We start from the raw sequence: 24,098 nt of genomic DNA, 5'->3' as shown, positions 1-24,098 counted from the left end.
GAAAGGCGTTAGGTTTAGCAGGGATCTATTTAATCCGCTACGGTTGAACGATTCTGGTAAGAAATAGAGGTTTTGAAAATGAGCGCGAAGTTGAATTTTAATTCCGACCAGTTTGTTGGCTGCGGTTGGACATATACTGCTTCTCCTGAAGATCACTATGGCTACTCATCGGTAATGCAAAGCCTTCATGAGCTGGCGAAGGAAAAGCGTGATGAGGGGCAGGTTCATCAGGCAGAAATGTTAGAGCTATTAGAGCGCGCAGCGTCAATGATGCTGGTTCCTGACAGTGTAAACGAACCGTTCATGCCATATATTCAAGATTTCCAAACTGGAAGAAGGTCAGCGATACCAGAAGATTTTACTAAAGAGGAGCTGGAGTTTTTCGAGATTATTCTGTCTGATATGGATGAGCCTTGGCTGAAAGCAAGGTTGTCAGATTTATTGTGGTTGTGTAAGAGACCTAAGAATCCTGATAATGCAATACTGGCAGTAGAGTCGTATATTTCTCACCCCATTGATTCAAATAGCTGGCGTAAAGATATAGATAATTGCTGGGAACGTGCCGCTCGTATAGCTATGCAGATCAAGGCCAAAGATAAGATAGAATTGATTAGAGATGAGTTATTTTCGGCATTCAATTTGGATTATCCAGAATGCGCATTCATGGTATTTTGGTTGGCAGATCTTTTAGATAGACTTAAAATTGACTCCGAGTATAGGTCAGAAATAGCAAGTAGATTATTCCAATTAGGATCTGAGCTAAAGGAAAAAGATGATTTCTATATAGCTAGATCCTATTTCGAACTGGCGCAAAAAAAATTTAAACAAGGCAACGACGAACAGGGCTGGCTTGATAGCCTTGTATCAATTGCTGACTGCTTCGAAAAAGAAGCGGACTCTCGAACTTCAGATAGTAACATGGTTGCCAATTCATTTTACGAAAATGCAATGCAAGCTTATCGACGTGTTCCGATAAAGTATCGTGATACGTACGATGTCGAAAATAAATTAAAGTCGATTCGAGATAAGATCAGCGTTACTGGGAAGGCGTCGTTGGCAGAGATGGGGGTAGTAAGAACTCCAGGGTTTGATGTCTCCGATATGGTTGAGATTTCAATTGCTCATGTTGCCGGAAAACACAGCCTTGAAGAGGCTTTAATGCATTTTGTTGGGCTTTATCCTGGCCCTGAGTATCAGAGCCTCACAGAGAATGCTCGAGAAAATATTCAACAGAACCCTTTCAGCAGCCTTATTGGCTCTTGCCATATCCGCAATGACGGAAGGGTTGTTGCGAAAACACCTGCAGCCAACCTTAGCGCGAGTGATGGCGATCCATCGAATCAAGCGGTACTGAATAGAAAAATTCTGCAACTATTTGAAGCGGAGGTTAGGTTAACAGTCTATGGCCAGATTCTACCAGCACTCAGTCAGATACAGATGGAATATCGGGTCACTAAGGATTTCTTACAAGCGGTTTGTCATCAATCTCCTCTTGTTTCGGAAGATCGAATTCAGCTATTAGCGTTCGCATTGTGGTTGGGGTTTGAGCATGATTTTGGAAATTCGGTTCATCTTGTTTGTCCTCAGATTGAAAACATCATAAGGGGTCAATTGAAAGAGAGTGGGGTTCACACCAGTAATATTGATCGTGAAGGCATTGAAAATGAAAATGGCCTAAGTACATTGATTGATCTTCCGGAGGCTAAGGAAGTATTTGGAGATGATTTGGCTTTCGAGATTAAGAGTGTTTTTACAGATACTCTTGGCTTCAATTTAAGAAATGAGGTTGCGCATGGGCTGTTAAATGACAGCTCCTCAAACTCAATATCTGCTATCTATGCGTGGTGGATGTCTTTAAGGTTGATTCTTAATTCGATAATAATTGGTTCATTTTCTGAAACAAAAGAATCCTCTAATTCAAATGACTCGGAGAATAATAGTGATCCGATGGTCTATATGGATGATGATGGCGAAGGTAAAGAGTATATTTATAAAGATGTCACCTCAGGCGCATTTACACAAGTAGTTGTTGAAGAGGCCGGAAGAATAGTATGGAGGTCTTCACTAGAGCTCACTGGGAGCGATAAACACAAGGCTAACCGAAAGTGCTCCCAATCGACAGAATGCTGGCGTAAGTAGGGAACGCTGTAAGCTAACCGGGGGCAGATCGATTTCAAATGGAATATCGGCGTCGGGTCTTTCCTTTTGCTCCCTCTCGTTTTTCCAATTTCGGGACTATTTCTCTGTCTTGAACTGTGTACCGAAAACCGGGCGGATTTATTTTCTGGTTCTGACCCAAAGGCGCACGTATTTGTATTCGAATAGGTTTCGAAGGATTACACTGTCCCTGTCCCTGTCCCTGTCCCTGTCCCTGTCCCTGTCCCTGTCCCTGTCCCTGTCCCTGTCCCTGTCTCGGATAGTGGTTCTGATTTTTTCAAAACAGTTTTCGTTGGTGCGTCTGAATGTCTGCCTCTTCGATAAACTTGAAGCTGAACCTTTCGCCGCCGAGTTCTACTGTCAGAGCATATATCGACTTAGGCCTTTGGTCGAAGCGAGTCATCTGGGATTGAAATCTTCCACTGTAACTCTGCCCCGGAAAAACAGTTGTCTTCTGGAGATATCCATCCATCGAACTAAGGTTGCGCTGCAGGTCTGACTGGATGTTTGAAACTCCGGCCTGGACGTTGGCTTGAATCTGAGCCTGAGCCGCCGCAGAGGCGGCGGGGTCATGAGTGTACGACTGAGCAGAGCCGTAGTAGCTTGCAGTCCCTCCGCTTCCGTATGCAGTTCCTGAACCATAGGTTGTGGTGGTCTGGGGCTGTGCAGCATTGAAGCTCTGGGCCATAGCGCTGAGAGCAAGTGCGGTTCTTCGGGATTGAGCACGACTGATGTGTTGTTGAGTCAGTTCGTTGTAAGAAAGAAGGTCAATCGAGTACTCGTCCTGCTGAAAGGAGATGTTTTCCACACTGACATTCACGGGTTCCTCAGACTTGTTTTGAACGAAGAGTAGACCAGTGATTGCCTCCCTGCGTATTCCGGCGAACGTGACCGGTCATTCCGGGGATCGTGACCGATTTGCACACGGCCCTCACGCTGGAGTCAGTTTTGTACTCTGAGCGGTCACGATGGGTCAACTGATTCCGTATTTTGTGCTTTGGCTTTTCGCAGTGATTCCCCCTTCAGATTGAGTCGGTGAGCACCGTGCAGGAGCCGGTCCAGGATGGCGTCAGCCAGCGTGGCGGAGCCGATGTAGTCATGCCAGTGTTCGGTTGGTAACTGGCTGGCGATGAGCGTTGAGCCTCGCCCGTGCCGGTCTTCGATCACCTCCATCAGATCCTGACGCTGTTGCGCCGTGACCTTCTGCATCCCCCAGTCGTCCAGGATCAGCAGGTCGGTTTTCAGCAACTGGTTCATCAGCCGTGCGTAGCTGCCATCGCCGTGGGCGATGCGCACCTGCTCGAACAGCCGCGGCACGCGCAAGTAGCGAACCGAGAGCCCCTGCCGGCAGGCCTGGTTGCCCAGGGCGCAGGCCAGCCAGGTCTTGCCGCAACCGGTCGGGCCGGTGATGCACAGGTTCAGGGATTGGCGGATCCAGTCACAGCTGGCCAGCCCCGCCATACGGGAGCGCTCCAGCCCCCGTGGATGGCGGTAATCGACGTCTTCCACGCAGGCAGGGACCCGCAACCGGGCCGCCTTCAGCAGCCGATCCAGACGGCGATTTTCACGATGTAGCACCTCCCGGTCGATCAGCAAGGCCAGGCGTTCCTCGAACGCCAGGTCGTGGGTGTCGGGCTGTGCCCGCTGCTGTTCCAGGGCATCGCACATGCCGGTCAGCTTGAGCTGTCGCAAGGTATCGAGGGTGTTTTGAGTCAGCATCAGTTTCTCCGGGATCAGTGGTAGTAGTGGGGACCGCGAACGTTGGTGTGAACAGGCAGATCGGCCAGTTCCGGTTCTTCCTCGGCCAGGGGTAACGGGAGCTGATCCAGCCCCTGTTTCAGGATCGAGCTGATGCTCTGGTAGCTGGCCGAGTTGATAGCCAGTGCTCGACTACAGGCCTGCTCCAACCGGTCACGGCTGTAACGTCGACTCAGGTTCAGTAGACCCAGGCATGACCGGTAACCATGCTCTGGATGAGGGCGATCCTTGAGCTGTCGCTGCACCACGTCCAGCGTGGCGGGACCGATGTCAGTGGCCCAGTTAAGGAACCGCCCCGGCGACCAGTTCTGATGGGCCTGATGGGACTTGGGCATGTGCTCGGTCAAGGTGACGAAGCGGCCCTTGCCATGCCGAGGGTGCAGAGCCACCCGCTGGCCTTTGTGCATGACCTCTACGGACGTATCGGTAACCCGAACATCCAGCTTCACACCCACCAGAGCGTGAGGCACGCTGTACAGCCGTTTGTCGATCTCGATGTGGTAGTCGATGCCTGGCCGCGCCTTGCGCCACTCGGCGTAGACGTAGGGCGTTGCCGGCAGTGGCTTCAGCGCGGGTCGATCCAGTGTTTCGAACAGGCTCTGGCGGCTCTCGGAGCGCCCTTGGAACGGGCGCTGGTTCAGTGCCGGTAGCAGGTCTGCAATCGCCGAGTTCAGTTCGGCCAGTGAGAAGAACGTTCGGTGCCGCAACCGGGCCAGGATCCAGCGTTCAACTAGCAGCACAGCGGCTTCGGCCTTTGCCTTGTCCTTAGGCTTGTAGGGGCGTGCCGGTAATACCGTCGTCTGGTAATGGGTCGCCAGTTCTGCGTAGGTCTCGTTGATCTTCGGGGTGTATCGGTCCGCTTTGGTGACCGCTGCCTTCAGATTGTCGGGCACCAACAGCTCAGCTACCCCGCCGTAGAACGCCAGCATCCGCTGGTGAGAGGCGATCCAGTCCGGCAGGCTCTGGCTCCAGGTGGCCTCGGCGAAGGTATAACTGGACGCGCCCAGCACGGCCACAAAGACTTGGGCCTTGCGCATCTCGCCGGTGCTGCGGTCCACCACCGGCACGGTGGGACCGCAGTAGTCGATAAAGATCTTCTCACCGGCCCGGTGGACCTGGCGCATGCTGCGCCGCTGCCGGCCTCGCCAGAGCCGGTAATGATGGCAGAATTGGCTGTACCGGCGGGCTTTGTCGCCATGACGTTCCACGTACTCGGCCCACAGCAGTTGCAGGGTCACGCCCTTGGTCTTGAGTTCCTGGTGGACCTGGAAGTAGTCGGGTTCAGCAAATCGAGATGGGGGTGTCTTGGCCGGGAACAGCTGGGCCTCTAACCGTACTTCATCCGTGCCCTCCGGCAACGGCCAGGTGATGCCCTGCGCGGTGGCCAGGCTGACGTACTTGCCGACCACGCCTTTGGAGAGTCCGCAGGCACGGGCAATGCGCTCATGGCTCAGGCCCGCTTCGTACTTGAGGCGCAAGACCTCGATGATCTGTCGCATGGAAATCCTCGCTGCCGGCATCCGCCCTTCCTCGTGATGAAAAAGAAACGGGTATGCCGGATAAAGTTGAAGAATTCCAGCGTGTTGGCAGTGATTCCGGAGGAACGTGACCGGTGATTCCGGCATCGTGACCGGCGATTCCGGAAAAACACCCGAAATCGGTCACGTTCAAACGGAATGGGCGGTCACGATGGGCCGGAATATGCACTCCCACGCCTGCTTTCCGTCTCGAACAGCCATCTGAACTACATAGTCGTCAGACTCCTGCTTCTGGATGATCCACCCCTTTGTGCGTAAACCGCTGAAGGTTGCCACCTTGATAGTATATCTGTCCCGGACTTTTACTGATCATTTCGTCCTTTTCATAAGTGATTCTATTTCGACTTTCTCCATCCTATTCGAGCTCCCTAATCAGAAACGGCATGGGTCGTGGCGGCGAGGGCGAGGCAGCATCCCAGCCCTGTCAAAAGCAGGTTGCCGCGTGTGATGCGGTAAGCTACGAGGCCTGCGGTTGGAACTGTGATCAAAGACGCTTTTACTTGTTGGCTCGTTGGCGCGACGCCCAGTACAACTCGTACGAACCATTCACAGTTTTGTCCAGTTATGGAGTACTTGAGCTGTCCGATTAGCTGTTTTGCAGCGGCAAGGACTAGTGTATTGGGGCGTTGAGACTTAAGACTTGATTTGATAACTGATTTTCCGCGTGTCACCTGGCTCCAAGTTCGTTCTGAGACCGTCCCCGCGGCGTTGGAGTTGTCAATGATCATAGGTTTTCCATCACTTCCAATTCGATCCGAGATCACGCCGTAATGGGTGAATGCTGGGTATGGAATTTTTACTACGTCACCTGGAATTAGGTTTGTTTGAGGTTGCATGATATTCTCCTTTAAAATTTGTCTAAGGCATGTTAATTGCCATTAACTTAAATTTGTCCTGACAGGCAAAATTGACTATTTCACAATTGGAGGCATAGTGCAAGCAGGTGCGACCTATACCGCTCTAGTAGGAGCTGTGATAACCGATCTCAGAAATCAGAAGGTGATCTCACAGGGAGATTTGGCCAAGGGAGTGGGGATGAGCCAGTCGGCATGGTCCCGAATAGAGAAAGGCGGAGCTGTAATGTCTGTTGATCAGTTGGCTAGGGCAGCAAAGAAACTTGGAGTGCTCCCGGGAGAAATTCTGGCTAGGGCCGACAATACTGCCCGCCAGATGCAGGCCCAAGGCTTTGAAGTCTCATATGAGAAGCCACAAAGAAGCCCTGAATCTGGGGATAATTCTGGGTTACTTTTATTGGGAGGGGCTGCTTTGGCCGCGCTGATCTATGCTGCCAACAAAAAGTAAACTTATCTGGGGCATCGACACAGATCGACTCCCTCGAGAACCGGGACAAATCTATTTTTTGGCTCTCAGTTCCAAGGCGTGAAACCACCCCTTCTGCCAGGAAACACCTCTCGGGCCGGACATTAAGGGAAGCCGTAGTCGCTTTTTCGGCAACACCACGATCTCCCACACACAATCCCCGAAAAACTCGAAAGTGATCCCACTGGAATCCTCGCATTTCAGGTTGCGAAAGTGCCCGGTGGTGTAGGGGGCGCCGAGTGTAACCGTATCGATTCTGTTGAGGTCTTCATCCAACAAGTGGATGTGGAGCGAGTCTTCGAAGGGGATGTCGTCGGTCAGAAATAGAAGGTATCGATTGTCATGCTGTATACAGGCCTCGAGAACGGTACCCTCGAGTGGTTCCTCACACGTACGCCCCGCAATGGTTGCGAAGCTCGTTGCGAGTTCTTGATCGTTGCCTTCCCTTGCCAGTGCCAGACTGGCGTCTTCCCGGATACATTGTTGCATGTAATAAACCTTACCAGAAAAAGCTGACGCCGAAGGCGGCCAATGCTCCACCTACGAACGCTCCGACGCCAACGCACACGGGCGCACCCGGTCCGCAGGCCAGCCCCGCGATAGCACCACCGGCCATCCCGCCCCCAATTCCAGCCCCCGTAATCGCTGCTTCCTGGGTGGCGGCCTCAACCTTGTCTTCAGCATTTGAAATGCGGTAGATCGACAGCCCGAGAGAAAGTACGATCAGGCCCTTTCCAGCGTTAGAAAGCCTTCGCATCGTCGCGGATACTTTTGGGTTGGATTTGCCGGCAGATTCGACGATGGCTCCGTACACGGCCTGTTGCTGAGAGTTCGTCAGCGCCTGGAAATTGGTACCGCGGCCGAACAGTTGTTGTGTCTTGCGCCCGATCAGCTCATCGAGTGTTTTGCCTTCACTTTTGATCTGCTGTGCCAATGCCCGCCCGACTGGCGTACTCCTCCCACGTATCATATCCATGATGAGGTTGCGTGCTTCTTCTGCCTGCCCGGCAGCTTGTTTCCAGGTAATGCGTCCTGACCTTGCTTCAGTGCGCAGCTCGTCTGCCATGCGCCGTATTTGCCGTGCGTATGCCTGCCGAGCCTGCCCGTCAATGGTGGCATGGGTTCCGATATTTGCGATTTCAGCTTCCAGAGCACGGATTGCACGTTCAAAGATTTCCCGGTCAGAACTCTCTTCCGTTGAACTAGCAGCTTCTGGAGTGGTGTGGCTGGCTGCTGGTGTGGCCTGACTGCCCGGCCGTTCACTCGTAGCGGGGTTGGCGGTATGGCCTTCTTGATCAGAGCCCGCTGTTGCGATTGGGCCGGGAGCAGAGGTTGAAGTGCCATCGGCCTGTAATGAACTTGCTTGATTGGCACGGGAGTATGTTTGCTTGTCGGTAGGTCTTGAGCGTGCTGGCGCAGGAGAAATCCCGGAAAAAGAGGCAGGCGAATATGTGTCACCAATCACAACACTACCACTACCAATCGTCACGCCACCGCAACTGACGGTGCTTCCGGTAACGGCTGCCGGGATGCCGTTGATCAACACGGTTGAAGAACCTGATGCGATAGCACGAGGGTGGGGTGGGTGCTTGGGCTTGGAGTGAGGGGCGAGTGGATCTCCAACGCGGGCAACTGGCTTGCCATCAATCAGCACATCAGACGAGCCGGCAATCACCGGGGTTGGTGGAAATCCGTTGTGGTCCGTGCCCATGTCGCCGAGCAAGACGACTTTCTTTCCGCTCATGGTTGTTTCCTTTATCTTCCTTGATGACTGCAGTGCTGGGGATTGGTATAGCACTGCGAGCTTTCCTTTAAGTCACGCCGTTCCATCGCAACCGGTGGAAGTCTATCAAGACGCGGCGGGCTGTCAATTTGACTGATGATTAGTAAACCTGAAACAGACCTGTATTTATGAGTCAGTGTCCTCATCCGGAGGTGCCGGATTACTCTCAGTTTTCGAAATCTTCGGAGGCGGTGGCGCCCAAGCCTTCAACAACTGCCCAGCTTCCTGATAAAAATGAGGCACAGCCTTCTCCAATTCCTCAACAAACACCTTCCGCCCACTGAACTTCCCGGCTAGATCCACCTCGTACACGACTTCCAGCGTAGTGGCGGCCGTATTGGAGGTTTCCGATTCCAGCAACTCCGGCGAATCCCGAAGGTCTTTCAGTGGCTTGTAGGTTGTTTCTGCTTTGCCGGGTCTGGTGGCACGGATAAAAAATCCGGCGGGTTCTGTTTTCTTCAGTTGTCGCAGGAGCCAGTTCACCCTGGCTTTGGTGCTCTGTTTGTCCTTCGGTGCCGCCAGGCGCATGGAGCAGTAAATCATTCGCCGCTGGAGGTCTGCGGTTACTTCCAGGTCTGCCGCTGCGTTGATGATGTTGAGTGCGCAGTGCAGGGCGGGTGTTTTACAAAATGCGTCGGCATCATCTTTCAGGCGTTTGGCGGGGTCCAGGCGGTGGTCGTTTTTCAGTTTCAGGGAAACGTCGCTGCCGGTCATTCGGGACATAATCAGGCAAAGGTCCCGTTGTTCCTGATGCCAGGCGGCGATGGTGTTCTGTACCTCATCACTGGTTTTCGCCAGCGTTGCGTTGCTCTTAACTTTGTTGACGACGTCTTTCCACTCAGCGTTCATCTGGTCGAAATGGCTGATGCCGGAGCGGTCGCTTTCCAGGTAGCGCAGTATTTCGCTAAGGATGAATACCTGGTCCTCATCTTCAACGCCGTCGTTCTTGAGCAGTAGCTGGCACTGGGTGCGGATGAAGGCCCAAGACCAGTGGAAAAGCGCGACAGATTTGGTGGCGGTCTTCGGGAGCTTTACCGGGTGGTGAGTTGGCAGCGCGGCGAACTGGTTGGTGATGGTGATCACGGCATCGAGTTTGTGAGTCTTGGCCTGTTGCAGGTAGCGCGACACCTGTTCTTCACCGATGGTGTCGTTGTTCACCTTGGCCTCTATCAGCGCCCGCCATTCACGTTTGCCCGTGCGAAGTATCACGAGACCGTCTGGGCGATCTTTGTTCTTGATGGCTTTCTTGTCTTCGTTCTGGAATACCGGCTCTATCCAAGCCTCCAGGGTTGCGCTGGTTCCGACTCGTACGTTAAGGGATTTAAGCAGGGACTGGCGAAGCTCAAGCACGGAGCGTAGGCCTGCGAGGATAATGGAGACAGACTTTTGTTCCCTGGCGCTGTCGGCAGTGATAGGGATCAGGCGGGCGGGTTCTCCGCCGATAAGGAATTCGGGACGGACTGCCATGGGTAGCTCCATGCTTTTATTGGTTTTAGTTTCCTACTGAATATTAGCAGTAATTCCGTGGGCCGCCGGGTATCCCCGGATTTCTTTGTAAAACCTTGAAAAATTAACTGCCCGTTTGCCTTTTGTTAGAGCGCTGTTGAGCTATTCCCCAACAACTGAACATGCACTTTAGAAATACGTGTTCTACTCTGATCAATATTGGTGATCGTGAGGGTGGTTATGAGAGCGAAATGGGGGGTGTGCCTTCTTGGCGTTGTTTTTTCTGGTTGCGCGAGCCAGAGCATCCGCACTGAATTTATTGCGGCTGATAAGGTCGGTGTTCAGACGTATTACGCCAGTGGGTGGATCGTCCAAAGCCATCGCGATAGTGACTACGTGGTTGAGCTTGCTGTGCGCGAGGGCAAACAACCTTGGGAGAACGTAAATGCAGTTTTGTACGTCGAGAATAGGTCGGATGATCCAGTAACCGTCGGCATCACTGATATAGTCTTCTATCAGGACGAGCGCCAAGTATCCCTGCGATCCTACGAAGAACTGGAACAGCAGTACATTGGCCAGGCGCAATCTCGCCGCACTGCTATAGCTCTCGGTGCAATGGCCCAGAGCCTAAGTGCATCTCAGCCTGCCACGTCGTCTTCCTATGACTCCGGTACCGCATACGGGGCCGGTGGCACGGTGAATTACTACGGAACTTCCACTACCTATTCACATGACCCAGCAGCTAGTGCTGCGGCCCAGGCTCAAATTCAGAGTAGTGCCCAATCCGGTATCGCGAATATTAAATCTGACCTGGATCAAAATCTTAGTTCTCTCGCAGGATATCTTCAGAAGACTACCGTTTTTCCTGGCCAAAGTTTGGTGGGGCGATTTCAGTCAGAAATGACGGTGTTTGATCAGCGGCCAGAGTCCTTCTACAAGTTCAACGTAAAGGTAGGCTCAGCAAGTTACGACTTCACCTTCATTGAAAAGGCTGAGATCCAGAATAGTCAGAGGCGGCTCTTTTAGAGCTGGAATAGGAAGTACGGTATTTTGATAACTCGATGGAGCGTTTTAAGTGCAAGAGATTGATTTTAGAGATCGCTTTTCAATTGAACGTCAATACAACCGTGGGGCAGGCACCGCTGATCCCGCTCAGTTCAAACTGACTACCTGTGGTATTGAAAAACTCGAGAATCAGCTGGAAAGTGATCGCGGGAGGATCATTAACTCTGCCGCCGTTCGCCGCTTACAACAAAAGACACAGGTATTTCCGTTGGAGCGTAATGCTGCTGTCCGAAGTCGTTTAACGCATTCTCTGGAAGTACAACAAACCGGCCGCTTCATTACGCGGAAGATCTACGAAAAACTCGGTCGAAGGGCTGAGGAATTTGGATTACAAGGGCTGAATAGAGCGTTTGAAACCTTGGTTGAGATGTCTTGCTTGATGCACGACATCGGCAATCCACCCTTTGGCCATTTCGGTGAAGCTGCAATTTCTCGCTGGTTTGCTTCTAATCTAAACGAACTCACACCGTTTAAAGAGATCAATGAAACCGAAGCCTTCAAACAAGAGCTCGCGTCGGAATTGTGTTCATTTGAAGGCAACGCTCAGGCCATTCGTCTAATCAGCCGGCTACAAAAGCTGAATTTGACCTATGTTCAGGTCGCGTCCGTTTTCAAGTACACGCGCAGGGCAACGGAGGGCAAGCCAGAAAGCGATGAACCATTGGCGTACCTGAAGAAGAAGCCTGGATATTACTTCTCTGAGTCGTCGTTTGTTGAGCGAATGCAAGCGTCTTTGGGAATGGAGTCCGGGTGTCGCCACCCGTTGGCATATGTCATGGAAGCTGCAGATGATATCTCCTATTGCCTTGCCGACCTGGAAGACGCCGTCGATAAGGGAATCATCGACTATGAGACTCTAGCGGCCAAGCTTAAGTCAGCATTTGCTCAGGTCAGGCCGTTGGACTATCAGAAGGAGCATTTCGCTAATTTTGGGCAGAGAAACTCATTCGATCAACTAGTGGATGAGGTGCTTGAAAAGGCCGAACGAGAAGACATCAACCCTGAGCATGAATTTTTTGTCTGGTTACGGGTAAAGCTGATTCATCCCCTTGTTAATCATGCGGCGGAAGCGTTCATCGATAACATTGATGAAGTGTTTCGCGGTTGTCTGAATCGTGCCCTTCTGGAAGATAAGTCGCCATGCCACAGTGTTATCAAGGCTTTCAAAACGGTTGCCTTTGACGAGGTCTTTTCTTTTCCTGAGGTTCAGACTCTGGAGCTGCAGGGCTATCGGATTATCTCCGGGCTGCTTGAATTCTATCGCCCGTTGTTGGCTCTGGGTAAAAGTCAGTTTGACTCACTTACTGAGGGGAAAAGCGGGAATTTTCTCGTGGAGAGCCGATTGTTGCAGCGGTTGCCTGCTAAGCACGTGAAGGCTTACAGGACCCTGAGGAATGAAGCTCCTGCTGATATCTCTGAACCACTGTGGGAGTTTTATTGCAGGTGCCGCCTGATCCAAGACATGGTTAGTGGCATGACAGACCAATTTGCTTTGGATGAATTTCGTACTCTATCCGTTCTGGATGGGAAGTGACTTTAGCACCGAGCGCGCTTTCCATTCGATAAAATCGAATTTTTACAGTGTTGTGAATGCGGCTTCTTTCAAAACACTAAATTAGTCTGCCTAAGATTGGCGGCTGTCCTATACGGGAATACCGATTACTTATATGTTTTATACTTCAATAGCGAGGGGCAATAATGAACGAGCTTGCAAGGACTATGAAGTAGTTGTTGTCGATCAGAAGCGGATGTGAAATACACGATAACCTTGAAACGCATCGACCAACGTTAGAGGGTAAATAAGTCAATTACCAAGTAGGAGGGATTTGCTATGGGAAGCTCGGGCTCGGGTCATTTTTCAGACTATCCAGGTACGAAAGCAAAAGTAGTCACTGGAGATGGAACAGGCATGGCAGGCGGTGCCAGCGGCGTCGACAAATGCAAGCAGGCATTTCATGTTTTGCTCGATGATGTAGGTAATAGTGACTTCTATTCGCAGTTTAATAATGTTCCAGCGGTTGGCGCTCAACTGGCTATTATTTTTGACACGAAACGTGTCTTTGCAGTCGATATGAATGGAGTTAAGGTTGGAGCGCTTCCAACATCATTCAATTATCTCGTAGCGTGCCTCGAAGACGGGGTGACTTATATTGGTTTGGTAAGCTCCTCCGCAGCCTCGCCCGTCCCCACTGTCGCTGCCGACTTCGTGGCCCAAGAGGCATGACCCAGACGGATGTTGTCCTAATTGTTGGCGAGCTAGTCGTGGACTATACGCTGAATCAGCGTGGCGTGATGTCCAAACTTCGTTTAGGGGGCGTCAGTCATGCGGCAAGGGGATTATGGGCGGCTGAACTTGAGTATTCGGTGGCAGCTTTTTGCCCGCAATACCTCGTTGACGAGGCAAAGCACTACCTTGCGGAGCTTGGGTGCCAAGAGTTCATCTGGCTTGGTGACGTAGTCGGCGCGCCGAACGTTTTCCTAATCGGTGACGTGACCGAGGTTTCACACCAAGGTTACGAGGACTTGATGCGCGATACCAAGGTAGTGACATTTCATGCCCCGTTACCGCAACTCGACACATATGAGAAGATCGTTGTCTTCCCAGGCAGGTTCGATATCAACACACTCGCCAGCATGTTTTCTGAGGAGGCACGATTCTCATTCGACATCGCATACGATCTAGAGGACCTCTCATCGCTCCATGCGTTCAGAGGTCGCGTGGAGGCAGTGATTATCTCGACATCATCCTCCTTGTTTCTGAGGCTTGGAAAGGACAGTGTCGACGGTCTGCTCGAGACGATAAAGAGGCTTTCGCCAGACGTATTTCTGCTCAAAGAGAATCGTGGAGGCAGTCGCCTCTTTGACGTGCGAAATAGCAGGGTCGAAGAGATACCGGCAACGCTGAGTCATACGGTCAATTCAGTCGGCGTTGGGGATGTCTATTCTGGCGTAATGGTGGCCCTCTCTCAGAAGGGATGGACTGAAGCAGCGTGGCGCGGATGCCAAGCCGCTACTGCGTACTCCCAATCAACGTTTCCCGACGATATCAAGCGGGATGTGCAGCGCGCGTTCCGACTCTCGTTGGAGGTGCTGCAAGCTCTGGGTGGCACAATGCTCCCATGGCATGACCGCCAAAGCTATTCAATCTACCTTGCTGGTCCAGACTTCTCATATGTCGAAAAGCAAGAGCTTGACCGTGCTGTGGATAGCCTCATATATCACAATTTCCGGGTTCGGCGTCCCCTCTTGGAGAATGGGGAATTAAAGCGGCCCGCTAGCGAGGGAGACCTTCGTCTAACATATCAGATGGACTGTCAGTTGTTACGGGAATGTGACGTTGTCTTCGCGATTCCTCTCGACCGCGATGCTGGCACGCTCGTTGAACTAGGCATGGCAATCGAAATGGGCAAGCCTGTCATCACCTACGATCCTCGGCGTGAAAACGAGAATACGATGGTGGTTTCCGGAAGTTCAGTATACTCGTCTAACCTTGATGTCTGCCTCAATGGCACGTTCAAAGTTATCGCTAAGTTGAGGGCTGAATCGCGATGAAGAACGCGCTCCTTTTGGCCTCTGGCGGCCTGGACTCGACAACTGTTGCATATCAGCTCGCGGACGCAGGCGTTGAGGTTGTACCGATCTTTTTTGACTATGGACAACATTGCGTAGACATAGAGTGGGACCGTGTAAACGAAGTTCTACCCTCTGATATGCATCGACCTGAGCGTTTCAATATTTCGGACATCTTCCAAGGTTCGCGGTCGCGGCTGATTCGCGAAGCTGATCTCTGGACCGAAGAGGTTAAGGATGACGATTTGTACATCCCGTACAGAACAATGCTATTCTTCGCCGCCGCTGCGGCGCGAGCGCAGACTGTTGGTGTTCTGGATGTATACACTGGGTTCATCAACAGTAACCACGCCAAAGAAATTGACTGTACCGCCGCGTTTATGGACAGCCTTGACGGGCTTACTTCGAGTATCGGTCCCGTGCGATTTCACTCGCCGTTCCGCTATTCTTCCAAAGCCGATGTGGCTAGGGCGGCTGTTGAGCTTGGCGTACCAATAGGACGAACATACTCGTGCCAAGCCTCCGCGCAATTTCCGTGTGGTGCTTGCCCGAACTGCGTTGAACGCCTGAATGCATTGAAAGAGGCTAAGTTGGTATGACTAGTTCCGCCATCGAGGTGTTGCTCGTAGCACGTCGCATCGCCAACCGCGCGAAGGATGAAGGCGTGCTCTTTGAGGAGAAACACCCACGTGCTACCTGTGAGCATATGGGAGCCGTTCTTGCGGATTCGGTGCTACAGGCAGGGCTTAATTACACGACGGTCGTGCGCCCACGGGTACTAGCCATTCTTAGGGGGCACCCGGATCGCCACACGATTTCCTCATTGGTCTCGTTGATTCAGAGCGGTCAGGCCGGTGCATTCTTGAATTGGCGTCATCACCAGAAGGTGAGGCGTTTCGAGGAACTAGTAACATTTTTACAGAAATGGGGAGTCGAGGATGTGCACGATTTGTGTGCGTGTTTGGCATCCGAAGAGTTCTGCAATGCTGTTCAAACCGTCAGAGGTATCGGCCCTAAGACCGTAGATTATATGGCGTGCCTTGTCGGCGTTGACTCCGTTGCAGTTGACCGCCACGTTCGTACTTTCGCAAAAACTGTTGGTGTTGAGAATGATGACTACCACTTTCTGCGTGCGTCATTTTGCTGTGCTGCTGATCTCCTATCACTTCCACGCCGGGAGTTTGACGCCTGGCTCTGGCGTCGGGCCGCAGAGCCGACTCAGACGCAGTTGGCTTTAGTAGTCTAGAGCCATTCGGAAAACCTGCGGAAAACCGGAACAGGTTTATTTTCACGGCTTCTTTGAAGGTTCAGAGCTAATCTGAGTCACTATCAACCCTCTCCACACTTCGGTTAATACTGGTTTGCCGGCCTGTTCGGCGACAATTAGGATGACCGGTTAGCGACAATTATCTTGGCCGGTTGGGTGTAACAATTGGCCCCTTGTTTTCCATGGTGGAGCAATGGGTGCCAGGCCAACACATAACCAACCGACAAGAGGAGCTGTTCATGCAGCACCGACAAAATGGCGCAAGCCAGGAAGTGGCTGCCGCCAAGGCGGGCATTTCCGTTCGATCCGGACGACGCATCGAGACGTCAACACAAAAACCCCGCGTTAACACCGAGCGGCAGTGGCGCACCCGAGAAGATCCACTGGAAGCCGTTTGGGAGACAGAGTTGCTCCCCTTGCTAGAAGCCAAGCCGGATTTGACCGGAACAACCCTGCTTGATTACTTGCAAGAGCAGTATCCTGAGCACTACGACCAGACCATTTTGCGCACACTGCAACGCCGGGTGAAGCAATGGCGAGCACTGCATGGGCCGGAGCGAGAGGTCATTTTTCGCCAACAGGCCGTTGTCGCACAGCAGGGATTCTCTGATTTTACCCACCCCGATAACCCGATTACGATTCAGTCCAAGGCCTTTCCACACCTGCTCTATCAATTTCGACTGGCCTACAGTGGCTGGCGCTCGGTCACCGTGGTTCAGGGCGGTGAGAGTTATGCGGCTCTGGCGACGGGATTGCAGCGAGCCCTACAGCAAGCGGGTGGCAGCCCTGTTGAGCACCGCACGGATAGCCTGAGTGCGGCACGCAATAACCGGCAGAACGTGTGGACTGACGCTTACAGCGAGCTGTGCCAGCATTACCGCATGACGCCCACCCGGAATAATCTGGGGCAGTCCCATGAGAACGGTGTCGTGGAGTGTGCCAATGGCTCGCTCAAGAAACGCCTGGCACAACAGCTGTTACTGCGCGGCCACAATGACTTCGAGAGTGTCGAACAGTATCAGGCGTTTATCGATTGTGCTGTCGACAAACTCAATCGGCGCAACCGAGCACGTGTGGTTGAAGAGCAGGCCGCCTTGCAGCCACTGCCGGAGTTTACAGCCGCCGAGTATCAGACCCTCCATCTCAAGGTGACGCGCAGCTCAACGATCGAAGTCCGCCGCGTTGTCTACACGGTGCCATCGCGCCTGATTGGCGAATCGATACAAGTCAGGCTGCATCACGACAAGCTGGTGCTGTTCGTTGGTCAGCAGCCTGCATTGACCCTGGTGCGTGTTTACCCCAAGCCTGGCGAGAACCGTGCCCGCAGCGTCAATTACCGGCACGTGATCTGCTCGCTGGCCTCCAAGCCACAGGCTTTCCGTTACTCTCAGCTGCGTGATGACCTGCTGCCGGACGACAACTACCGCGAACTCTGGCAACTCGCGGATGAGCATCTTGAACCCCGTGAAGCCTGCAAGTGGATCGTGACAACACTGCGGCTGGCCTTCGAATACGATGACGAGCAATCACTGGGGGAAGACCTGTTGATAGAAGCCCGGGCCGGCCGGTTCGCGTCAATTACCGAGATCCAGTCACGCTACCTTGGCGGTAATCCCGACCTCGAATTCTCGGCTTCAAGTCAACACACCCTGGTCAGTTATGACGACTTGCTGTCTTCGATCCGCAGCCAGGAGGCGTCGATATGACCGACTCCGTCGCCTTACTGCTTAAAGAACTCCGCCTGCCGGCCTTCCACCGTCACTATCAATCGCTCTGGGAAACAGCCGTTGAAAAGAACTGGTCACACCCGGATTACCTGGCCGCCCTGTGTGAGTACGAACTCTCAGACCGCTACCAGCGTCGTACCCAGAAATGGCTACGGGAGGCAAAGCTTGCGGCCAACAAAACCTTCTCGGCGTTGGATCAGAGCGGCTTTAGCCGCCCCTGCAACGCGGCACTGGCCAAGCTGCAACAAGACAGTGACTGGGCACACCATGCCGACAATGTGCTGTTGATCGGCCCCAGTGGCACCGGCAAAACCCACATCGCCAATGCCCTGGGCCATCAACTCACCGAACAGGGGGTGCGCTGCAAGCTGTTCCCGGCCATCGCCCTGGTTCAGCACTTGCAGCAGGCTAAGCGCGATCTTGATCTGATGACCGCCATGACACGACTGGACAAGTACCGGGTCATCATCATTGACGATATTGGCTACGTGAAAAAAACGGATGCAGAAACCCAGGTTCTGTTCGAGTTCATCGCCCACCGCTATGAGAGTGGCAGCCTGATCGTCACCGCCAACCAGCCATTCAGCGAATGGGATCAAATCTTCCCGGATAACATGATGACCGTAGCCGCCGTAGACCGCCTGATACACCACGCGACAATTATCGAATTAGAGGGGGAAAGCTACCGACGACAGCAACAGCTTAAGCAAGCTTCAAAGAGCAAAAAGTAAGACCACCCAACCGGCCATCATAGTTGTCGCGGACCGGACAAGATAGTTGACGCCAGACACCGGCCCGCAGAACGGATTCTGTGGTCTAAAAGCAAGGAGGTGCGTATGCCAAGGCAGGCCAGGGTGATTGTGCCCGGTTTTCCCCACCATATTGTCCAACGCGGCCATAACCGCCAACCTGTGTTCGTCGAGCGCCGCGAATTTGAGTACTACCTCGCAAACCATTCAGGAATGGAAGCATTTCTATGAGCTGGGGGTGTTCAGCTATTGCCTGATGACGAACCATGTTCATCTGGTCGTTCAGGCAAACGACAATCCGACCGCAATCCCTCAACTGATGAGGCGTCTGGCTGGGCGTCAAACGCGCTTTGTAAATTCCCTCGAAAAACGCAGTGGTTCTCTCAAGGAAGGGCGCTACAAGATTAGCCCCATTTATACTGATACCTACCTGTTGGCTTGTTGTCGCTATGTGGAGCTCAACCCTGTTAAAGCAGGGATGGTGGATAAACCTGAGTTGTATGAGTGGTCGAGCTATTGTGCATGGGGCGGGGTGTCACATTGCCAATGGCTGGATGAGCCCGACACCTTTCGGGCACTGGCAGGCAGTCACCAGATGAAAATTGAAGCCTATCGGAAGTTTGTTGAGCAGGAAGATGCTTCGTCGTCAGATGAATTGATTCGTACTGCAATCAATAGCAATAAACTGACCGGCGGCAACAAGTTCGTGGATGAAATTGAAAACCTTATCGGTATCAGAGTTGGAACTCGTAAGCGCGGAAGGCCTGCATCTAAAAAATAGATCTGTCCCGGTTTTCGCGAGTGATGTTAGCAGAAGTCGAGCAGAGAAGGCCGGGACACCCATCAGGAATAAGTCCGTTCATGGTGCTCGTTGAGGTGGCTTTAGCCGAATCCCCAGAAACCATCGGTGCTAGTTCGTGCGCAGGTGGATGCAGATTTGGTGGTTCGCCAACGAGCCATGACAGGCTCTTGGGCATCGTCTTCGCAGTATCGAATTAATAATATTGATACCCGATCTCAAATATCTAGCGGTCTCAGGGCATAGTTGGCCATGGAGTGGCTCGATCAACTATTCTTAGGGTCATACTATTGGCGGTTCGAAGAGCTAGTATATTCAAATGGTGTTGATGAACCAAAACGCTGCGGGCGGGTGTGGTGGGAGGAATAGGAATGTTCGATTCACTTAAAAAGCGATCTGCTCAGGCGAGAATTGAGGAAGAGCGATTCTACGCAAAAGTGATCGAAGAGTACGAGAATGGTGTCGTCCGCCATGGCCTATATGCAAAGGCGATAGAAAAATCTGGCGGGAACCCAGAAAAAACGAAAGCACTTTATATACAGTTCCGAGTACGATCACTTAAAGACGAATCAGAATTGAGTCACGAGTCTGATTTTGGCCGCAAGATAGATACTGATGCTTATTCGAAGGCTGCACGGATAACCGACGCACAAGGCCAAGCATGGAGCCCCCTTTTCCATATTTTACTATGGGTAATAGTGCCTTTGGTTCTGGTAATTCTTTTCAATAATCTCGACTAAGAAAACGGTGACAGATTTATTTTTCTGTCCGGCGGTAACAAGTTCACGGATGAACTTGGCAAAATAGACCTGTCTCGGTTTTGCTAAGATTATGACTTCAGGTTCCTGAGTAGACAGTGCAGTCACAGAGGCAGCATGAAGTATTTCGCTTACGGATCGAACATGTCACTCCTCAGGTTGAGAGAGCGGGTTCCAAGCGCGGAGCGAATCGGTATGTTCACGCTGGTTGAGCATGCCCTTCGGTTTCATAAGTGGAGCAGGAAAGACCAATCCGCCAAATGCGACGCACTGTTCACTGGCAATCCGGAGGACTTCGTTATTGGCGCACTGTTTGAGATGCCGCGCAGCGAGAAAGGCCCGCTGGACAGGGCTGAGGGGTTGGGTTTCGGTTACGAGGAAAAGCGGGTCACGGTTACGGATGCTTTCGGCAATTCCGTTGACGCTTTTACCTACTGTGCAACGTCAACGGATCCATCTTTGCTGCCTCACTCCTGGTATTTGAATCACGTGATCGTTGGTGCGAAAGAAACAGGCGTTCCCGCTGACTACCTCGGTGTCATTTCAGCCACTAGAAGCCAGGAAGACCCTGATCGAAAACGGGATGCGAGAGAGCGGGCCATCTACGATTAAAAGCGGCTCGCCAGGGTTTAAAAAATGGGATCGCCCGTTGCTTTGACGGCATAGAACAGGCAATCGCTCTTCGCAATCACGGGGTTGGTGGTGATCAAGCGAAAACTGGGACAGATTTATTTTGGCGATATTGCGCAACGCGGCCATAACCGCCAACCTGTGTTCGTCGAGCGCCGCGACTTTGAGTACTACCTCGCAAACCTTCAGGAATGGAAGCAGGTCTACGAGCTGGAGGCGTTCAGCTATTGCCTGATTGGATGAAATTGAAAACCGTATCGGTATCAGAGTTGAAACTCGTAAGCGCGGAAGGCCTGCATCTAAAAAATAGGTCTGTCCCGGTTCTCGGTTTTCTAAAATGATCTTCACTGTCGGTATTTTTTACATTCCTCTGGTGGATATAAGGCGCACCAAACAATTTCCTAATGAAAACAAATCACTTTTTTGTATGGCATATCTTATGCAGTTGAGTGTTTTTGGTAGGGAACTGAAAAGAGGGTGAGGCTATGACAACAAAGGGACTCCTAAAATGTGCCTTTGCAATGGGGCTAGCGGTAACCGGCGCGTCTGTTCAGGCAGGCATTATTTCAACGGCAAATGAAACTATTCAGCTTATTGCGGTGGGTGTTGAACCAAACACGGCCTCAATTGCCTATGACCCAACCCTAGGGCTTTACTATGGGTCACGAGCAGGCAGTTCCTCATATTCGGCTGCGGTTTGGGACGATACGGGGGCTTTGCAGCAAACGCTCAGTCCATTGAATGCGGACGCTCGCGGCTGGAACTACAACAGCAACTCTGGACAGCTTGAGCTTGTTACGTTCACGAGTGACCTGTTAACTGTCGGGCGTGATGCCTCAGGTTTTTTAACTGGTACATATACAACTCAGCTAAATGATATGTCGGGGTCTCCAAACGCTCAGTCCATGCTGTCTTACAATGCGAGTTTGGATGTGTTCTATGGAATATCCAGTGGCCCTTCAGTGAGTGTGATTGATCATGCAACAGGGGCGCTATCAAGTTCCTTTTTACTTGATTTTGCAGCTGCAGGCATATCTTCCTTGAATAGTTGGTTCTTAGGTTATGACGAGGTTGAAGATGCGTTGATTGGCACAAGTGGTGACAGCGCTTACATCTTCTCAACTAGCGGTGACTATTTGGGTAGCTCTCTTCTTGGGTTCAATCCTGATTCAGATTTCGATGCTGGTTATGCAAATGGTCAACTATTTGTGTACAGCAATTCTTTAGGGGGCTTCCAGGGCTACGATCTTTTCGATGATGCGAGTAGTGTCCCTGAGCCAAGCACATTAGCCATTCTTGGATTGGGTCTGGCGGGATTGGGTTTGTCACGTCGAAGAAGAGCAGTTTAATTAGCTCAGTTACGCCATTTCGAGCCTGTAAACCAAATTGTGTAACTGCCCACGACTGAGTAATCTTTTCAAAAGGATACCATCGTGGGTACACAAGTGGATCAAGAAAAACTCAAAGCCATGGCCGCCGAGCTGGCCAAGGACATCAAGTCCGAAAGAGATCTCGGAGCCCTCACTCAACAGCTGGTCAAGCTTACGGTCGAGACCGCCCTCAACGCCGAACTGGACGCACATCTCGGATACGAGAAGCACGCGCCCGAAGGCCGTGGCACCGGCAACAGCCGTAATGGCTATTCTGCCAAACGCCTGAAGGGCCAGCACGGCGAAGTACCGATAGAGGCCCCTCGTGACCGGGACGGTTCCTTCGAGCCTCAGTTCGTCCGCAAAGGCCAGTCCCGCCTGACCCAGATGGATGACCAGATCCTGGCGCTTTACGCCAAGGGCCTGAGCACCCGGGATATCGTGGATGCCTTCAAGGAAATGTACGACGCGGACATCTCGGCCACTCTGGTATCCAAAGTGACGGAGCGGGTGATCGAGCAGGTTCAGGAGTGGCAGAATCGTCCGCTGGATCCGATCTATCCCATCGTCTATCTGGACTGCATCGTGCTGAAGATCCGCGACAACAAGCGGGTCATCAACAAGTCCCTATACCTGGCCCTGGGCATCAACATGGACGGCCAGAAGGAGTTGCTGGGTCTCTGGCTGGCCGAAACCGAAGGCGCGAAGTTCTGGCTATCAGTACTGACAGAACTGAAGAACCGTGGCCTGGAGGACATCCTGATCGCCTGTGTGGATGGTCTCAAGGGGTTCCCGGATGCCATTGCTGCTGAGTACCCGCAGACCAAGGTGCAGCTGTGCATCGTCCACATGGTCCGCAACTCGCTGCGCTACGTGTCCTGGAAGGACTACAAAGCCGTGACGGCCGACTTGAAGCAGATCTACCAGTCTGCCACAGAACATGAAGCCCGGCAGGCGCTGGAGGCCTTTGGCGAACGCTGGGACGGCCAATACCCACAGATCTCTCGCTCCTGGCACAGCCACTGGGACAATCTGATTACCATCTTCGAGTACCCGCCGGCGATCCGGAAGGTGATCTATACCACCAATGCCGTTGAGTCACTGAACAGCGTGATCCGCAAAGCGACCAAGCGCCGGAAGCTGTTCCCAAGTGATGACTCGGCGCTGAAAGTGGCCTTTCTGGCTATCCAGCAGGCCTCGAAGAAATGGACCATGCCGATCCGTGATTGGAAGCCGGCCTTGAATCGCTTTATTATCGAATTCGGTGACCGCCTGGACGGCCACCTGTAATGGGGTGGGCAGTTACACAGATTTATTTACAGGCTCGCCATTTCTAAGGCCTCGGTTCTATCCGAGGCTTTTTTATACACCCGATCAATAATCCCACACTGGAAAACCGAGACAGATCTATTTTCTGGCTCTCAGTTCCAAGGCGTGAAACCACCCCTTCCGCCAGGAAACACCCTTCTGCCCCGAAACAAAAGGAAGCCGCAGCCGCTTTTTCGGCAACATCACGATCTCCCACACACAATCCCCAAAAAACTCAAAAGTGATCCCACTGGAATCCTCGCATTTCAGGTTACGAAAGTGCCCGGTGGTGTAGGGTGCGCCGAGTGTCACTGTATCGATTCTGTCGAGGTCTTCATCCAACAAGTGGATGTGGAGCGAGTCTTCGAAGGGGATGTCGTCGGTCAGAGGTGCGCCTCAGGATCCATCCTTTGGTGCAAGACCCGAAGAATGATAATGGACTGATTGTGCGCATCATTTTCCATCTTAAGATAAAACTGATGTGGTGAAGCTTTGCCTTCCCTTGCAAGCGGATAGGTAGCGATTCCGGACCGAATGTCAGACCTAATCAGGTATCCCGTTTCTCCCTGATGGCGTGCTCCGCACGCTCTGAAAGGTAAGTAGCGAACTGGTCACCAGTGAACGTTGTGGTTCTGCCAGCCTCCAGGTCTTGCTGGCCCGCATCGATGGCGGCTCTCAGGTCATTCATTTTCGTGACGTAGCGGGACTCGGCTTCCTCGACCATTCTCAGGCCGGCGCGAAGTACCTCGCTCGCATTTTGATAGCGGCCTGAGGCAACCAGGTGATCGACGACCTGGGATTGATGGTTAGTGAGCACGATGTTTCTCGTTGCCATTAGAGTGATCCTGTCGGA

The 24,098-nt window shown here is 52.4% G+C and carries 24 protein-coding genes; 16 read left to right on the top strand and 8 right to left on the bottom strand.

The genetic code is table 11. The annotated features are described in order from the left end of the window. The first annotated feature begins 78 nt into the window (after positions 1 to 78). Positions 79 to 2,139 carry a DUF4209 domain-containing protein gene (locus RVM24_RS11635; RefSeq protein ID WP_431474021.1) on the top strand — a complete coding sequence of 687 codons (2,061 nt, stop codon included), beginning with the start codon at positions 79 to 81 and terminating at the stop codon, positions 2,137 to 2,139. Positions 2,140 to 2,434: 295 nt separating this feature from the next. Here RVM24_RS11635 and RVM24_RS11630 read toward each other — a convergent pair whose 3' ends face one another. The 4 genes from RVM24_RS11630 to RVM24_RS11615 all read right to left on the bottom strand — a co-directional run bounded on the left by RVM24_RS11630 (position 2,435) and on the right by RVM24_RS11615 (position 6,289). Beyond that, entirely contained in the window at positions 2,435 to 2,977 is a 543-nt protein-coding gene (locus tag RVM24_RS11630) for a hypothetical protein (protein WP_431474020.1), read from the bottom strand. A 143-nt stretch (positions 2,978 to 3,120) separates the two neighbouring features. After that, the gene (gene istB, locus RVM24_RS11625; RefSeq protein WP_011783959.1) at positions 3,121 to 3,876 is read right to left on the bottom strand and encodes an IS21-like element helper ATPase IstB; all 756 of its coding nucleotides are present in this window, start codon (positions 3,874 to 3,876) and stop codon (positions 3,121 to 3,123) included. Positions 3,877 to 3,890: 14 nt separating this feature from the next. Continuing rightward, positions 3,891 to 5,435: an IS21 family transposase gene (gene istA / locus RVM24_RS11620; RefSeq protein WP_431474019.1), complete on the bottom strand. Its 1,545-nt coding sequence runs from the start codon at positions 5,433 to 5,435 to the stop codon at positions 3,891 to 3,893. A 386-nt stretch (positions 5,436 to 5,821) separates the two neighbouring features. Then, positions 5,822 to 6,289: a lecithin retinol acyltransferase family protein gene (locus RVM24_RS11615; protein ID WP_431474018.1), complete on the bottom strand. Its 468-nt coding sequence runs from the start codon at positions 6,287 to 6,289 to the stop codon at positions 5,822 to 5,824. A gap of 97 nt (positions 6,290 to 6,386) precedes the next feature. Between RVM24_RS11615 and RVM24_RS11610 the strand changes: the two genes are divergently transcribed. Then, positions 6,387 to 6,755, top strand: a complete 369-nt coding sequence (locus RVM24_RS11610) for a helix-turn-helix domain-containing protein (RefSeq protein ID WP_431474017.1) — start codon at positions 6,387 to 6,389, stop codon at positions 6,753 to 6,755. 51 nt (positions 6,756 to 6,806) lie between these two features. Here the strand turns inward: RVM24_RS11610 and RVM24_RS11605 are convergent, their stop codons facing one another. The 3 genes from RVM24_RS11605 to RVM24_RS11595 form a co-directional block, all read right to left on the bottom strand. Further along, positions 6,807 to 7,262, bottom strand: coding sequence for a hypothetical protein (locus RVM24_RS11605; protein WP_431474016.1), 456 nt, complete (start codon positions 7,260 to 7,262; stop codon positions 6,807 to 6,809). 10 nt (positions 7,263 to 7,272) lie between these two features. Continuing rightward, on the bottom strand, positions 7,273 to 8,517 hold the full coding sequence (locus tag RVM24_RS11600) for a type VI secretion system PAAR protein (RefSeq protein WP_431474015.1): 1,245 nt from the start codon (positions 8,515 to 8,517) through the stop codon (positions 7,273 to 7,275). 165 nt (positions 8,518 to 8,682) lie between these two features. Further along, positions 8,683 to 10,023 carry a hypothetical protein gene (locus RVM24_RS11595; protein ID WP_431474014.1) on the bottom strand — a complete coding sequence of 447 codons (1,341 nt, stop codon included), beginning with the start codon at positions 10,021 to 10,023 and terminating at the stop codon, positions 8,683 to 8,685. Between the two features lie 219 nt (positions 10,024 to 10,242). On the opposite strand from RVM24_RS11595, the gene RVM24_RS11590 reads away from it, so the two are divergent. The 14 genes from RVM24_RS11590 to RVM24_RS11525 all read left to right on the top strand — a co-directional run bounded on the left by RVM24_RS11590 (position 10,243) and on the right by RVM24_RS11525 (position 23,227). Next, positions 10,243 to 11,028 carry a hypothetical protein gene (locus RVM24_RS11590; RefSeq protein ID WP_431474013.1) on the top strand — a complete coding sequence of 262 codons (786 nt, stop codon included), beginning with the start codon at positions 10,243 to 10,245 and terminating at the stop codon, positions 11,026 to 11,028. 49 nt (positions 11,029 to 11,077) lie between these two features. After that, positions 11,078 to 12,601 carry a dGTPase gene (dgt, locus tag RVM24_RS11585; protein ID WP_431474012.1) on the top strand — a complete coding sequence of 508 codons (1,524 nt, stop codon included), beginning with the start codon at positions 11,078 to 11,080 and terminating at the stop codon, positions 12,599 to 12,601. 297 nt (positions 12,602 to 12,898) lie between these two features. Next, positions 12,899 to 13,291 carry a hypothetical protein gene (locus RVM24_RS11580; RefSeq protein ID WP_431474011.1) on the top strand — a complete coding sequence of 131 codons (393 nt, stop codon included), beginning with the start codon at positions 12,899 to 12,901 and terminating at the stop codon, positions 13,289 to 13,291. Further along, the gene (locus RVM24_RS11575; RefSeq protein ID WP_431474010.1) at positions 13,288 to 14,619 is read left to right on the top strand and encodes a nucleoside 2-deoxyribosyltransferase; all 1,332 of its coding nucleotides are present in this window, start codon (positions 13,288 to 13,290) and stop codon (positions 14,617 to 14,619) included. Before RVM24_RS11580 ends, RVM24_RS11575 begins: the two co-directional genes overlap by 4 nt. Beyond that, complete coding sequence (locus RVM24_RS11570; protein WP_431474009.1) at positions 14,616 to 15,236, top strand: 7-cyano-7-deazaguanine synthase; 621 nt, start codon at positions 14,616 to 14,618, stop codon at positions 15,234 to 15,236. The genes RVM24_RS11575 and RVM24_RS11570 overlap by 4 nt, the downstream gene beginning before the upstream one ends. Continuing rightward, positions 15,233 to 15,883, top strand: a complete 651-nt coding sequence (locus tag RVM24_RS11565; protein ID WP_431474008.1) for a hypothetical protein — start codon at positions 15,233 to 15,235, stop codon at positions 15,881 to 15,883. Before RVM24_RS11570 ends, RVM24_RS11565 begins: the two co-directional genes overlap by 4 nt. Positions 15,884 to 16,143: 260 nt before the next feature. After that, positions 16,144 to 17,610 (top strand): IS21 family transposase, encoded by a 1,467-nt coding sequence (istA, locus tag RVM24_RS11560; RefSeq protein WP_374787886.1) that lies wholly within the window; start codon positions 16,144 to 16,146, stop codon positions 17,608 to 17,610. Then, positions 17,607 to 18,362 carry an IS21-like element helper ATPase IstB gene (gene istB, locus RVM24_RS11555; protein ID WP_374813366.1) on the top strand — a complete coding sequence of 252 codons (756 nt, stop codon included), beginning with the start codon at positions 17,607 to 17,609 and terminating at the stop codon, positions 18,360 to 18,362. Before istA (RVM24_RS11560) ends, istB (RVM24_RS11555) begins: the two co-directional genes overlap by 4 nt. A gap of 202 nt (positions 18,363 to 18,564) precedes the next feature. Beyond that, on the top strand, positions 18,565 to 19,161 hold the full coding sequence (locus RVM24_RS11550; RefSeq protein WP_431474007.1) for a transposase: 597 nt from the start codon (positions 18,565 to 18,567) through the stop codon (positions 19,159 to 19,161). A gap of 389 nt (positions 19,162 to 19,550) precedes the next feature. Then, on the top strand, positions 19,551 to 19,919 hold the full coding sequence (locus RVM24_RS11545; RefSeq protein ID WP_431474006.1) for a hypothetical protein: 369 nt from the start codon (positions 19,551 to 19,553) through the stop codon (positions 19,917 to 19,919). A 135-nt stretch (positions 19,920 to 20,054) separates the two neighbouring features. After that, a complete protein-coding gene (locus RVM24_RS11540; RefSeq protein ID WP_431474005.1) occupies positions 20,055 to 20,549 on the top strand; it encodes a gamma-glutamylcyclotransferase family protein in 495 nt (164 codons plus the stop codon). A gap of 90 nt (positions 20,550 to 20,639) precedes the next feature. Next, positions 20,640 to 20,810: a hypothetical protein gene (locus RVM24_RS11535; protein ID WP_431474004.1), complete on the top strand. Its 171-nt coding sequence runs from the start codon at positions 20,640 to 20,642 to the stop codon at positions 20,808 to 20,810. 242 nt (positions 20,811 to 21,052) lie between these two features. Continuing rightward, a complete protein-coding gene (locus RVM24_RS11530; protein WP_431474003.1) occupies positions 21,053 to 21,916 on the top strand; it encodes a PEP-CTERM sorting domain-containing protein in 864 nt (287 codons plus the stop codon). Between the two features lie 96 nt (positions 21,917 to 22,012). Then, on the top strand, positions 22,013 to 23,227 hold the full coding sequence (locus RVM24_RS11525) for an IS256 family transposase (RefSeq protein WP_152439654.1): 1,215 nt from the start codon (positions 22,013 to 22,015) through the stop codon (positions 23,225 to 23,227). 565 nt (positions 23,228 to 23,792) lie between these two features. Here the strand turns inward: RVM24_RS11525 and RVM24_RS11520 are convergent. Further along, positions 23,793 to 24,080, bottom strand: a complete 288-nt coding sequence (locus tag RVM24_RS11520; RefSeq protein WP_061333929.1) for a type II toxin-antitoxin system ParD family antitoxin — start codon at positions 24,078 to 24,080, stop codon at positions 23,793 to 23,795. Positions 24,081 to 24,098 lie beyond the last annotated feature (18 nt).

The sequence above is a fragment of the Marinobacter sp. KM021 genome, assembly GCF_050707965.1.
Taxonomy (GTDB): Bacteria; Pseudomonadota; Gammaproteobacteria; order Pseudomonadales; family Oleiphilaceae; genus Marinobacter; species Marinobacter shengliensis.
The sequence above is the reverse complement of the archived record's forward strand: the minus strand, read 5'-3'. Positions and strand labels throughout refer to the sequence as shown.